This window comes from Streptomonospora nanhaiensis, assembly GCF_013410565.1.
Classification (GTDB): Bacteria; Actinomycetota; Actinomycetes; order Streptosporangiales; family Streptosporangiaceae; genus Streptomonospora; species Streptomonospora nanhaiensis.
Map to the genome: position 1 here is coordinate 1,768,981 of NZ_JACCFO010000001.1, position 13,094 is coordinate 1,782,074.

Annotated in this window: 9 protein-coding genes; 5 read left to right on the plus strand and 4 right to left on the minus strand. The window is 73.9% G+C overall.

Annotation, left to right across the window (positions count from 1 at the left end; translation table 11 throughout):
- Nucleotides 1-112 precede the first annotated feature (112 nt).
- The 4 genes from HNR12_RS07610 to HNR12_RS07625 all read right to left on the minus strand — a co-directional run bounded on the left by HNR12_RS07610 (nt 113) and on the right by HNR12_RS07625 (nt 7,791).
- On the minus strand, nt 113-2,341 hold the full coding sequence (locus HNR12_RS07610) for an MMPL family transporter (protein ID WP_218901888.1): 2,229 nt from the start codon (nt 2,339-2,341) through the stop codon (nt 113-115).
- 232 nt (nt 2,342-2,573) lie between these two features.
- Nucleotides 2,574-3,644: a cyclase family protein gene (locus tag HNR12_RS07615; RefSeq protein WP_179766823.1), complete on the minus strand. Its 1,071-nt coding sequence runs from the start codon at nt 3,642-3,644 to the stop codon at nt 2,574-2,576.
- Between the two features lie 26 nt (nt 3,645-3,670).
- On the minus strand, nt 3,671-6,031 hold the full coding sequence (locus tag HNR12_RS07620; RefSeq protein ID WP_179766824.1) for an MMPL family transporter: 2,361 nt from the start codon (nt 6,029-6,031) through the stop codon (nt 3,671-3,673).
- Nucleotides 6,032-6,156: 125 nt separating this feature from the next.
- Nucleotides 6,157-7,791 (minus strand): FAD-dependent monooxygenase, encoded by a 1,635-nt coding sequence (locus HNR12_RS07625; protein WP_179766825.1) that lies wholly within the window; start codon nt 7,789-7,791, stop codon nt 6,157-6,159.
- Between the two features lie 447 nt (nt 7,792-8,238).
- Between HNR12_RS07625 and HNR12_RS07630 the strand changes: the two genes are divergently transcribed.
- The 5 genes from HNR12_RS07630 (at nt 8,239) to fabF (ending at nt 12,931) form a co-directional block, all read left to right on the plus strand.
- Complete coding sequence (locus tag HNR12_RS07630) at nt 8,239-8,973, plus strand: AfsR/SARP family transcriptional regulator (RefSeq protein ID WP_217781517.1); 735 nt, start codon at nt 8,239-8,241, stop codon at nt 8,971-8,973.
- A gap of 98 nt (nt 8,974-9,071) precedes the next feature.
- Entirely contained in the window at nt 9,072-9,857 is a 786-nt protein-coding gene (locus tag HNR12_RS07635) for an AfsR/SARP family transcriptional regulator (protein ID WP_308118955.1), read from the plus strand.
- Nucleotides 9,858-10,374: 517 nt separating this feature from the next.
- Complete coding sequence (locus HNR12_RS07640; protein ID WP_179766827.1) at nt 10,375-11,376, plus strand: beta-ketoacyl-ACP synthase III; 1,002 nt, start codon at nt 10,375-10,377, stop codon at nt 11,374-11,376.
- Between the two features lie 77 nt (nt 11,377-11,453).
- Complete coding sequence (locus HNR12_RS07645; RefSeq protein WP_179766828.1) at nt 11,454-11,705, plus strand: acyl carrier protein; 252 nt, start codon at nt 11,454-11,456, stop codon at nt 11,703-11,705.
- Complete coding sequence (fabF, locus tag HNR12_RS07650) at nt 11,702-12,931, plus strand: beta-ketoacyl-ACP synthase II (RefSeq protein ID WP_179766829.1); 1,230 nt, start codon at nt 11,702-11,704, stop codon at nt 12,929-12,931. Before HNR12_RS07645 ends, fabF begins: the two co-directional genes overlap by 4 nt.
- The last annotated feature ends 163 nt before the right edge of the window (nt 12,932-13,094 follow it).

A 13,094-nucleotide genomic window follows, 5' to 3' on the forward strand; every position in this document is an offset into this window, starting at 1 on the left:
ACCGGCGTGCGCCCGCCCCCGGGGCGCGCAACGGCGGAGCCCGCCGTCCCGGCTGGGCCGGGGCGGCGGGCTCCTGGTCTCGGCGGTGGACGGAGCCGCCGGCCGCGCGGGGTCAGGTCGCGGCGGTCTGGCCCTTGGGGGCCACGGCCGAGTCTCGGGCGGGCGACGGCGGGGTCCCCGGCGCGGCCGGGTCGTCATCGTCGTCGCCGCTCTCCTCGGGGATGCCCCAGCGCTGCCACCAGCGGGCCATGGGCGCCGGCGCCCACCAGGCCCACCGGCCCAGCAGCCGCATGGTGGCGGGCACGAGGAGTCCGCGCACGATGGTGACGTCGACGGCCAGTGCGATCACCAGGCCGACGCCGATCATCATCAGCACGCTGATGCGGGTGAGCATGAACGAGGCGACCACCACGCCCAGCAGGATCGCCGCGGCCGTCACGATGCGCGCGGTGTGCTGGACGCCGTAGGCCACCGACTCCACGGTGTCGCCCGTCTTGAGGTAGTTCTCGCGGATGCGGGCCAGCATGAACACCTCGTAGTCCATGGCCAGGCCGAAGGCCACGGCCGCAACGAGGAGCGGCATGTTGGCGTCGATGTAACCGGGCGACTCGAACCTCAGCAGGCCTGAGAGGTATCCCTCCTGGAATATCAGCACCATGCCGCCGTAGGCCGCCGACAGCGACAGCGCGTTGAGGACGAGCGTCTTGATCGGCAGGATCACCGACCCGAAGGCCATGAACAGCACCACGAACGACACGACCGCGATGATGAGGCCCATCCAGATCAGCCGCTCCCAGAGCATGTCGAGCATGTCGACGACACCGAAGGGGCGGTTGGTGAACAGGGCCTCGGCGCCCTCCGGCGGGTCGAGCGCGCGCAGCTCCTCGGTCATGGGCCCGGCCTCGGGGCCCATGGGGTCCATCAGGTAGTACAGGGTGATCCGGGCGAGGTCGCCGTCGGTGCCGGTGACCGAGCCGCGGGTGATGCCCTCGGTGGCCACCATCTCGTCGGTGAACTCCTCCAGCTGCGCCTGCGCCTGGGGCGTCTCGGCGGAGCCGGGCATGCGCACGACCACGGTGACGATCTTGCTGGGGTCGAACCCGAAGTCCTCCGCCAGCTCCTCGGTGACCACCAGGCTGTCGGTGCCCGGCGGCAGCGCCCACTCGGCGGGCCGCGCCCAGTTGGCGCTGAGCAGCGGCAGGCCCAGGGTGATCAGCACCAGCACCAGCGACACGGTGGTGAGCACCGGCCGGCGCATGACGGCGTGGGCGGTGCGGTACCAGCCCTGGCCGCCGCCTTCGGCGCCGTGCCGCGCGTCGCGGCGGCGGCCGAACCGCGGCAGCGGCACCCGCAGGGAGTTGACCCGGGGGCCGACGATGTAGAGCAGGGCGGGCAGCACGGTGACGGCCGCGATGACCGCGAAGATCACCACGCTGACACCGGCCCAGGCCAGCGACATCAGGAACCGCGACGGGAACACCAGCAGGCCGCCCAGCGTGGCGGCGACGGTCAGACCCGACACCACCACGGTGCGCCCGGCGGTGGCCATGGTGCGGGTGACCGCCTCGGCCACCGGCTGGCCCTTGGCCAGCTGCTCGCGGAACCGGTTGACGATCAGCAGCGCGTAGTCGGTGGCCAGGCCCAGGCCCAGCACGATGACGACGTTGATCGCGATGGTGGACAGGTCGACGAACCCGCCGACCAGGCGCAGCACGGCCAGCGATCCGACGGCCACCACGATGGCGATGGACAGCGGCAGGAGCGCGGCGATCACGCTGCGGAAGACGAACAGCAGCAGGACGAGCAGCAGCGGCGTGGCGACCAGCTCGATGACACCCAGGTCCTCGGCGCTGATGCCGTTGAACTGGTCGTTGACCGCGATCAGCCCGCCGAAGCGCTCCTCCAGCTCCTCGACCTCCAGCAGCGCCTCGAAGTCGGTGTTCTGGTAGTGCTCGACCCGCTCCTCCTCGCTGCTCCCGGGCAGCTGGAAGGTGATGTAGGTCTTGTGGCGGTCCTCCGACACGTAGTCGTCGGCCTCGATGGGCCCGGGTCCGGGCTCCCAGTGGCTGCGCTGCCAGTCGTAGGCGTCGGCGGGGACGCGGGCCACCGCCTCCTCGACCAGGCGGCGGAACTCGGGGTCGTCCACCGTCATGTCGTCGCTCTCGTAGACGACGATGACATCGGCGGTGTTGCGGCCGAGGTCGCCCTCCTGGAGGATCTCGTCGGCCTGCGTGGACTCGGCGTGGGGGTCGTCGAGCCCGCCTCCGCCGCCGAGCGTGCCCCCCGCCCCGGCCCCCCAGACCCCGCCGAGGACGATGAACAGGACGGCGACGGCTAACACCCATCGACGGTGCCGGATGCAGAACTGGCCTAGTGCGGAAAACATGGTCGTCCTTGCCTCTCCCTCGGTGATCGCCCGCCGTCGGACTGGAGCGAAGATCGAATGACGGTACTCAAATAGCGACGCTACCCACTATCGGTACCGACCCTATCCATTTTCCCGGCAAGGCAGGGAGTCCGCAAGAGGGAAAACGGATAGCGGTACTGCTCACTATCGTAGCGATGGGCGTCCGTCAGAGGAAGGCCATGGCCCGCACGGGTGCGCCGAATCCGCCGCGCAGCTTGGGCACGCCGACGATGAGGGTGGCCCCGCGCTCGGGCACCTGGTCCAGCGCGGCCAGGTTCTCCAGCCCGTAGCGGCCCGTGGTCAGCAGCGTGCGGTGGGTCAGCGGCTCCACCCGGGTGCCCACGTCCAGGCTGGTGGTGTCGGTGCCGAACCCGACGATGTCGCGCTCGGCGATCAGGAACTCCGCCGCCTCCACGCTGACGCCGGGAAAGCGCATGACCTCGGCCGCCCGGTCGAACTGGAGGAACGCCTCGGCGTCGTCCACCCGCCGGTACCAGCCGCTGTCCATGGCCACGAACGCGCCCTCGGGGATGCGGCCGTGCTCGCGCTCCCAGCCGCGCAGGTCGTCCACGGTCAACTCGGTGGTGTTCTCCCGCTCGGCGCGGTCGGCGATGCGCACCACCACCAGGGGGGCGACCAGGTCCTCCAGCCGGATCTCGTCGGCGGTGGCCAGGCCCGCCTCGGAGTGCGCCGGCACGTCCATGTGGGTGCCGGCGTGCTCGTTGAAGGTCCACTCCGCGGAGTTGAACCCCATCACGTCCTCGAACATGACCTGCCGCTGCTCGGGCTTGCGCACGTAGAACTGGAACACCGGGAAGTCCGCGCTGAGCGGGTGGGTGAGGTCCACGATCCGCCGGCCGCCCCGGCGCAGCATGTCGGGGACCGACTCCGGATAGTCGGAGGGGGCCGGGGGGTCGGCCGGCGCGGCCGCGGCCGCCGCCGGCGAGGCGGCGAGCACGGCGGTGCCGGCCAGGCCCAGCGCACCGGCCACGGCGGCCCGCAGCGCGGTGCGCCGGGAGGTGGCGGCGCGGCCGGGCGCCGCTGAGGCGTCCGCCTCGGCCGCGCGGGCCTGCGGCCCGGCCGGGCGGGGGCGGCGGTCCACGGTGCTTCCGGCGTGGCCGGGGTGTCCGTCGGTGCGGGCGCCGGCCTCCGGCGCGTCCGCGCCCGCCTGGTGGCACCGGCACACGTGCTGGTCCTGCGCGCCGATCGCGGCCAGGATCACTTGGGGCGAGCACATGGTGCGACTCCTCGTCGTGGGGGTGGTCAGGTCCGGCCGGTGGGCCCGGAGGGCTCCATGGACGGCTCGGCGGGCGGTTCGCCGCCGGGTCGGGCGGCCGCGGGCGCGGGAGCGGCCGCGGGGACCGGGCGGTGCGGGGCGGGGCCGGCGGGATCGGCGGGCGGCGCGTCCGGCTCCGGTTCGTCGCGCAGGCCGAAGCGCCGCTGGAAGCGCTGGAGCGGCGCGGGCGCCCACCAGGTGGCGCGCCCGGTCAGCGCCATCAGGGCCGGCAGCAGGAACCCGCGCACCACGGTGGCGTCCATGAGGATCGCCAGGGCCACGCCGATGCCCAGCATCTGCATGTTGGTGATCTGGGAGGAGCCGATGCCGAACAGCACCACGGCCAGGATCAGCGCGGCGGCGGTGACCAGGCCGCCGGTGCGCTGGAGGCCCAGGGCGATCGCGGCGCGGTGGTCGCCGCCGCGGTCGTACTCCTCCTTGATGCGCGACAGGACGATGATGTTGTAGTCCATCGACAGCCCGAAGGTCAGGCAGAACATCAGCACCGGCAGCGTGGTCTCGATCTGGCCGATGGGGTCGAACCCCAGCAGCGCCGCGCCGTTGCCGTCCTGCCAGATCCACACGGCCGCGCCGAACATCACCGTCAGGCTCAGCCCGTTGAGGACCAGGGTCTGCACCGACACCAGGACGCTGCCGGTGAACAGGAACATCAGGACCAGGGCGGCGACGACGATGATCGCCAGCGCCACCGGCAGCCGCTCGGCCAGCGCGTCCTGGGCGTCGAAGAAGGTCGCCGCCTGCCCGGTCACCAGCGCGCCGGGGATCTCGCGCAGCTCCTCGACCAGGGCCCGGCTCTCGGGCGAGACCGCGGCGATGTCCTCCTCGGGCACCACCGAGAACGCCATGCGGTCCCCGGCGATGCGCTCGGTGTCCACCGGGGTGGGCGCGTAGGCCAGGGCGCCCTCCTGGAAGGTGCCCAGCGGGGTGACGACCGCGAACACCCCGTCCATCTCCGACAGCTCGGCGGCGCGGGTGGGCACCAGCAGCGGGTCCTCGGCGGGGTCCTCGGCGGTGACGGGCAGCAGCACGTCGATGCCGCCGTCGGCGCGGCCGGGGAACTCCTCCTCGGCGGCCTCGGCGACCTGGCGCGACTCGGAGTGGCCGGGCAGCTGGCGGTGGTCGGCCGGCCCCAGCTCCACCCGCAGGAACGGCACCGCCAGCAGCAGGAGCAGCGCGGTGGTGCCCACGGCGAACAGCGGCGCGCGGCGCATGACCGCCACCGCCAGGCGGTACCAGGTGCGCCCGCTCTGCCGCTCGTCGGACTCGGTGGCCGCGGCGCGGCGGCGCAGCCGCAGCATCCGGTAGACGTCGAGCGCGTCGATGCGGTCGCCCAGCAGCACCAGCGCGGCCGGCACCAGCACCAGCACGGCCGCCGCGCAGAACAGCACCACGGGGATCCCGGCGTAGGCGAAGGACCGCAGGAAGTACTGCGGGAACACGAGCATGGACGACAGCGCCACCGCGACCGTCAGGGCCGAGAACACCACGGTGCGCCCGGCCGTGGCGATGGTGGCGCCCACGGCGCGGCGGACCTCGGGGCGCCGTTCGCGCTCCTCGCGGTAGCGGCGCAGGAACAGCAGCGCGTAGTCGATGGCCAGCCCCAGCCCCAGGCCGGTGGCGAGGTTCTGGGCGAAGATCGACACGTCGGCGAACTCGGTGATCACCCGCAGCACGCCGTTGGTGGTGGCGATGGTGACCACGCCGACGATGAGGGGCACCAGCGCGGCGACCACGCTGCGGAAGACGAACAGCAGGATCACCAGCGTGATCGGCAGCGCGAACAGCTCGCCGCGCACGGTGTCGGCCTCGACGGTGGACTCGGTCTCGGTGCGCACCGCCGCCTCGCCGCCCAGCTCCACGGCGACGTCGCCCTGCTCGCCGCGGAACTCCGGCGCCAGGCGGGTGAAGGTCTCGGAGACGGTGTTCTCGTCGCCGGTGATGCGGGCGGTGATCATCGCGGCCTGGCCGTCGGTGGAGCGCAGCGGCAGCGCGCCGCTTGTCCAGTAGGAGGTGACCCCGGTGACCCCCTCCTCGGCCTCCAGCCGCTCGACCAGGTCCTCCCCGGCCGCGACCACGTCGGGGTGCTCCACGGGGGTGTCCTCGGCGGTGGGGCGCACCAGCAGCACGAGGTTGGGCCGGCTGCCGGGGAAGCGCTCGTCGATGACCTCGGTGGCCCGCGCCGACTCCGAGGACAGGTCCTCGGTGCCGCCGCTGAGCAGCCGGGACGCGGCGCCGGAGCCCAGCACCATCATGGCCGCCACGAAGGCGAGCGAGACGACCAGCACGAGCACGGGCCGCGCTGTCAGCTTGTCGAGTCTTGCGAACATCAGGTTTCTCTCCGGCTCGAACAGGCAGGTGGGTGCGCTCGGGTCGTGCGGTGGGGGCGCGGGACGGCGGCGGGCCGGACTCCGACCCGCCGCCGGGTGCCGCCGCGGGCGCGGCGGCCGGGTGGTCAGGCGCCGGGCGCCTGCGCCAGGCGCGGCGCGGCGGGGGCCACCGGCCGCAGCAGCTCGGCGGCCGCCAGCTCCCGGGAGGTGCCGGCGACGTAGCCGTCGGGGCGCACGAGGACCACCCGGGCGCCGGCGAGGTCGCCGGAGGGGCCGGGGTAGTCGGCGGGCAGCAGGTAGGTGTGCTCGGGCGGCAGGCCGCCGCCCTCGGCGCGGGCGTGGTCGGCGGGGGTCAGCAGTACGTGGGCGCTGACGCGGTCGGCCAGGGGCGCGGCCTCGGCGAGCACGGCGGCGGCGCCGGCGGTGTCGGCGCCGGGCAGGACGAGCAGGGTGTGCCGGGGCGACTGGAGGAGCGTGGAGACGCGGGTGCGCCCGCCTCCGGAGGCGGGCACCAGCTCGGCGTCGGCCAGGCCGCGGCGCAGCGCGCGGCGTCCGCCGCCGGGGCCCACCGCCGGGCTCTTGCGGTAGTCCAGGTCGATCTGGGCCATGGCGGGGACCAGGCGGCGCTCCAGCAGGCCGCTGCGGGCGGCGCGGCCCATGAGGGTGTCGCGCGCCCAGCGGGCGATCGGCGAGCGGACGGTCCACAGCCGGGTCTGGGTGTGGGAGGAGCGCATGACGTCGGCGGCGACGGGTTCGCGCTCGGCCTCGTAGCTGTCCAGCAGCGTGTCGGCGGCGCCGCAGCCCTGGATCACCAGGGCGAGCTTGAAGGCGAGGTTGGCGGCGTCCTGGATGCCGGTGTTGAGGCCCTGCCCGCCGGCGGGGCTGTGCACGTGGGCGGCGTCGCCGGCGACCAGGCAGCGCCCGGCGCGGTAGCTGGTGGCCTGGCGCAGGTGCACCAGGAAGCGGGTGCTCCACTGGAGGTCGTGGACCTTGAGCGGGAAGGGGGCGCGCTCGTCGGCGAGCCGCTGCAGCTCCTCGGCGGTGGGCGCGGTCTCCAGGTCGCCCACGGTGGTGGCGTCGGCGAAGATGCGCAGCTTGCCGTCGGGCAGCGGCACCAGCACCAGGACGCCGGCCGGGTCCAGGATGTAGTGGGCCTCGCCGGGGACGACGGGGTTGTCGATGTCGCCGTCGCCCAGGATGAAGCTGCGCCCGTAGGTGCTGCCGCCGAAGGCGATGCCCGACAGCCGCCGGACGGTGCTGTGGTTGCCGTCGCAGCCCACCACCCAGGCCGCGGTCAGCTCCTCCTCGTCGCCGTCGGGCCCCTCCAGGCGGACCTCGACGTGGTCGCCGCGGTCGGTGAGGGCGGTCAGGGCGGTGTTCCACTCCACGGCGCCGCCCAGCTCGGCCAGGCGGGCGACCATGACCTCCTCGACCTGGGGCTGGGTGATGATGAGGGGGTTGGCGGCGCCCTCGGCGACGGACCCGGCGCCGAAGCGCACGGTGGCGAAGTTGCGGCCGCGCGACCAGTAGCGGGCGGCGGTCATGGGGATCCCGCGGGCGATGACCTCGTCGGCGATCCCGTGGCGGGCGAGGACGTCGAGCGCGCCGTCCCACATGGTGAGCGCCCGGGCCTGGTGGGTGGGCCGGTTGGCGGCGCGGTCGACGACGCGGCAGTCCACGCCCTGCCGCAGCAGCTCGCTCGCCAGCGCGAGTCCGGTGGGGCCGGCGCCGACGACGAGCACCGGAACGGTTGGCTTCACGGGATCGGCTCCTTCGTGTGACAAACGGCGGGCTGCGCAGGTGTACTCCTACGTGCTCAAGGATTGAGCAGGTGCAGCGCGCCGTTCATCGCCACGCGGACGCATTCGCTGTGCCACTTCGGGTCCGCGCAATACCACTAAAGAAACATTTTCTTCCCACCTTGGATGCTTCTACCTGTTGGCCTGCGGAACCCGGCTGCTAGAAATGTCGTTGAAGCCCGTTTTCCCGGGAAGCCCCGAAAGCCCAGCCAGCATACACGTGGTCTGCGTCACAGAGAACCCGTCCTGAAAAAGCTCTGTGCGAACAGTAACCGATCGCTCACGCATTCGACAATCGCTTACTTCCGAATTGATGAAGATACGAGGGCTTAGATGATTTACTTCAGCGTTCTCGGCTCGTTGGAGCTGAGGACGGATTTCGGAGTCCGGTTACCGAACGGCGTCAAGGTGCGCAAGGTTCTCGCACTGCTGCTGCTCCGCGCCAACCAGGTGGTCGACGTCGACACCCTGGCCGAGGAGCTGTGGGACGACCGCCCGCCGCAGAACGGCACGGGCACCATCCGCACGCACGTCTACCACCTGCGCCGGGCGCTCGCCCAGGACCCGGCCACCCGCGAGCTGGCCGAGATGCTCACCACCGAGCGCACCGGCTACCTGCTGCGGCTGCAGCCCGAGCAGCTGGACGCCACGCTCTTCACCGAGTACGTCGAGCAGGGCCGCGCCCTGCTGCGGCAGGACCGGGTGGAGGACGCCGCGCGCCGGCTGCGCGAGGCGCTGGGGCTGTGGCGGGGGCGGGCCCTGGCCAACACGTCGGTGGGCCCGGTGCTCTCGCGCCACGTCACCTACCTGGACGAGGTGCACCACCACGCCCTGGAGCTGCGCATCGAGGCCGACATGCTGCTGGGCCGGCACCGCGAGCTGGTGCCCGAGCTGCGCTCCCTCATCGCCGCCAACCCGCTCAACGAGTGGTACCACGACCAGCTCATCACCGCGCTGCACCGATCGGGGCGCCGCGGCGAGGCACTGGCCGCCTTCCACGACCTGCGCCGCGTGCTCAACGAGGAGCTCGGCCTGGAGCCGTCCGAGGAGGCGCAGCGCCTCCAGCACGAGATCCTGATGGCCGACGGCCGCCGGGGCGCCCGCGCCGTCGCGGTCCCGGCGCGCTTCCGCGCGGTCTCGTGAGCTCCCGTCCCGTCCCGGCCGCGCCGCTCGGCCCGACCCCGTCGGCCACGGGAGGCGCGGCCCGCCGCGCCTCACCCCGCACGACCCTGAGGAGTGCAGTGCACAGCGAGATCCAGATCGAGATCCTTGGCAACGTGTCCATCGTGGCGCGCGGCCAGCGCCATCCGGTCCGTGCCAACAAGGTGCGGACGATGCTGGCCACCCTGGCCCTCAGCCCCGGCGTGGCCATCTCCCACGACGAGCTGTGCGACGAGCTGTGGTCGACCAACACGCTCGGCAACTCCCGCAACGCGCTGCAGGCCCACGCCACCCGGCTGCGCCGGCTGCTGCAGGGCCCGGCGGCCACCCGCGGGGCGGGCGCCGACCTGCTGCGCAGCGTGCGCAACGGCTACGTCCTGGACGTGGCGCCCGAGGCGGTCGACGGCAACCGGTTCCTCGACCTCGCCGCGCAGGGGGGCGCGGCGGTGGCCGCCCACCCCGAGCGGGCCGTGGAGCTGCTGCAGCGCGGCCTGGAGCTGTGGCGCGGCCCGGCCCTGCTGGACGCCGGCGACGGCCTGCGCTGCCGCGCCGCGGCCGCCCTGTTCGACGAACGCCGGCTCACCGCCTGGGAGGACCTGGTGGCCGCCCGGCTGGCCGTGGGCGACGAGCGCCGCGCCGTTCCGGAGCTGCGCCTGCTGGTGGGCCAGCATCCGCTGCACGAGCGCTTCTGCGAGCAGCTCATGCTCGCGCTGTACCGCTGCGGCCGCCAGGGCGAGGCGCTGGAGCTGTTCCACCGCACCCGCCGCCTGCTCAACGCCGAGCTGGGCCTGGAGCCTGGGCTGCCGCTCCAGCGCCGCTACTCCGAGATCCTCAACCACGACCCGGCGCTGGCGCCCGCCGGCTGAGGCCGGCCCGGCGCCCCGCCGCACCACCACGGGCCCGCACCCCGCGCGCAGCCGCGCTCCGGGGGCGGGCCCGCGCCTGTTCGCCTGCCGCGGCGGCCGCCCTGGGGGCCGCCGCGGCACGGTTCCATCGGGGGCGGGCGCCCGGCGCACGCCCCGGGGGCGCCGGGCTTCCCGCCCGCGCGGGGCCGGCGGGCGCCGGCCCGGGGCGCGGGGCCGCCCGGCGGGCGGTGCGCCGGCCATCGTCGCCGCCGCCCCTGACACGGCGCTGACCGCCGCCTGACCCTCTCTAGGCTGCGGCGATGCGCCCGCGGAGGCGTCAGCCCGGCGTCAGCGGCGTGTCAACCGGCGATCAGCGCGCTCGGAGAGACTCAAAGCGCGACTCGCCGGACCGCCGACCGGCCGCGGGCCCGCGATCCCAGCCGCCGTGCCGCCGTAAGGAGCGCGCGACCATGACCGCACACCGCAGTTCCCCCCACTCCGCCGGCCGCCGGCGGCCCCCCGGCCGGGCGGGCGCGCGATGACCCGCGCCGCCGTGCTCGCCGGGGTGGGCTCCTACCTGCCCCCGCGCCGTGTGACCAACGACGACCTGGCCGCCGCCATGGACACCAGCGACTCCTGGATCCGCACGCGCACCGGGATCCGGCAGCGGTTCTTCGCCTCCGAGGGCATGGCCACCTCCGACCTCGCCGTCGAGGCCGGCGCCCAGGCGCTGAAGTCGGCCGGCGAGACCACCGCCGACGCCGTGGTGGTGGCCACCATGACCCCCGACCGCCCCTGCCCGGGCACCGCGCCGACGGTGGCCACCCGGCTGGGGCTGGGCGGCGCCATGGCCTTCGACATCAACGCCGTGTGCACGGGGTTCGTCTACGGGCTGGCCACCGCGCAGGGCCTGATCACCGCGGGCACGGCCGAACGCGTGCTGCTGATCGGCGCCGAGACCCACTCCAGCGTCCTCAACCCCGACGACCGCTCCACCTCGGTCATCTTCGGCGACGGCGCGGGCGGGGTGCTGCTGCGCGCGGGCGAAGCCGACGAGCTGGGCGCGCTGGGCCCCACGGTGCTGGGCAGCGACGGCGAGGGCGCCGACCTGATCACGGTGCGCGCCGGCGGCTCGCGCCAGCGGCTGTCGGGCAGCCCGCCCGGCCCCGCCGACCACTACTTCGCCATGCAGGGCAGGGCGGTGTTCTGGCACGCCGTGACCCGCATGGCCGAGTCCTGCCGGGCGGTGCTGGAGCGCGCCGGCCGGCGGCTGGACGAGGTGGACCGGCTGGTCAGCCACCAGGCCAACCTGCGGATCATCAACCACCTCGCCGACGAGCTGGGCGTCCCCCGCGACCGGGCGCTCGTCAACATCGACCGCGTCGGCAACACCGGCGCGGCCTCCATCCCGATCGCGCTCGCCGAGGCCGACGCCGAGGGAGTGCTGCGCGCGGGCGAGCACGTCCTGCTCACCGCCTTCGGCGGCGGGCTGACCTGGGGCTCGACCGTGCTGACCTGGCCGGGGCTGCAGCGGACCTGACCCGGCCCGCCCCGGCCGCGCCGCGCCACGCGGCCGGCCTCGACCACGCAACACCCAACCAACGAGGAGCCTGGACCATGAGCACGACCACGACCTACGACCAGCTTGTCGACATCCTGGTCACCCGCTTCGAGGTGAGCCGCGAGGACATCTCCCCCGACGTCACGTTCGAGGACCTGGAGATGGACTCCCTGTTCCTGGTGGAGCTGCTGCTGGTCATCCAGTCCGAGATGGGCGTGACCATCAGCGAGGACTCCGCGTCGCCCAGCGACACCGTGGGCCAGGCCGCCAAGCTCATCGAGGCCGCGACCGCGGCGGCGGGATCGTGAGGCGCCCCGACGTCGCGGTGACCGGGCTGGGCCTGGTCACCGCGGCGGGGATCGGCACCGCCGCCAGCTGGGCGGGGGTGTGCTCGGGGGCCTCCGCGGCCGCCCGGAACCCCGAGCTGGCCGGGCTGCCGGTCGACATCTCGTGCACAGTCCCCGACTTCAGCCCCAACAAGCTGGTGGGCAAGCGGGCCTCGCTGATCTACGACCGGTTCGTGCAGATGGCGATCGTCGCCGCGCGCGAGGCGGTCGCCGACTCCGGCCTCGACCCCGCCACCTGGGACGGCGCCCGGGTGGGCGTGGTGCTGGGCTGCGGCATGGGTGGGCTGCGCAGCTACGACCAACAGCACAAGCGGATGCACGAGGTCGGCCCGCAGGCGGTGTCGGCCCTGCTCATCCCCATGATGATCCCCAACATGGCCGCCGGGCACCTGGCGCTGCAGTTCGGCGCCACCGGGCCCAACTTCGTGACCGCCACCGCGTGCGCCTCGGGCGCCACCGCGATCGGGTGCGCGCTGGGGCTGCTGCGCGACGGCACCTGCGACGTGGTGATCACCGGCGGGACCGAGGCCGGGGTCCTGCCGGTGGTGACCACCGGGTTCGCCCAGATGGGGGCACTGTCCACCAAGCGGCTCGACGCACCGCAGACGGCGTCGCGCCCCTTCGACGCCGACCGCGACGGGTTCGTGATCGGCGAGGGCAGCGGCATCCTGGTGCTGGAGCGCGCCGAGCACGCGCGGGCGCGGGGCGCGCGCGTGCACGCCCGGCTGGCGGGCTACGGCGCCTCCGACGACGCCCACCACATCACCGCCCCCGACCCCGAGGGCGTGGGCGTGACCCGCGCGCTCACGGCGGCCCTGGCCGACGCGGGGGTCTCCCCCGCCGACGTCGACCACGTCAACGCCCACGGCACCTCCACTCCGCTCAACGACGCCGCGGAGGCGCGGGTGCTGCGCCGGCTCATCGGCGACCGGGCGGCGGTGACCTCCACCAAGGGGGTAGTGGGGCACACGCTGGGCGCGGCCGGCGCGATCGAGGCGGTGTTCTCGGTCCTGGCCGTCGAGCACAGCACGGTGCCGCCCACCGCCAACCTGGAACACCAGGATCCCGAGATCGACCTCGACGTGGTTTCGGGGGCGGCGCGCGAGCACAAGTCGAATGTCGCGGTGAGCAACTCCTTCGGCTTCGGCGGACAGAACGCGGTTCTGGTTTTCACGTCGGCGGCCTAGCCGCCGACCGGCCGGAAGACGCGTGGACGCGGCGGGTGTGTAACACGACCGAAACACCCCGCCGCGTTCCCGTGCCGCACCGATGGAAAGGGAATCAAACTTTCCACTTGGCATCCGCATCCGGCCATTCCGGGAAAGCGAATTTGGCGACGAATATGCCGAT

Excerpts from the sequence above, each read along its gene's own strand:
- HNR12_RS07640 (WP_179766827.1), top strand. The coding sequence starts at position 10,375 with ATGACCCGCGCCGCCGTGCTCGCCGGGGTGGGCTCCTACCTGCCCCCG.
- HNR12_RS07615 (WP_179766823.1), bottom strand. The coding sequence starts at position 3,644 with ATGTGCTCGCCCCAAGTGATCCTGGCCGCGATCGGCGCGCAGGACCAG.
- HNR12_RS07645 (WP_179766828.1), top strand. The coding sequence starts at position 11,454 with ATGAGCACGACCACGACCTACGACCAGCTTGTCGACATCCTGGTCACC.
- HNR12_RS07620 (WP_179766824.1), bottom strand. The coding sequence starts at position 6,031 with ATGTTCGCAAGACTCGACAAGCTGACAGCGCGGCCCGTGCTCGTGCTG.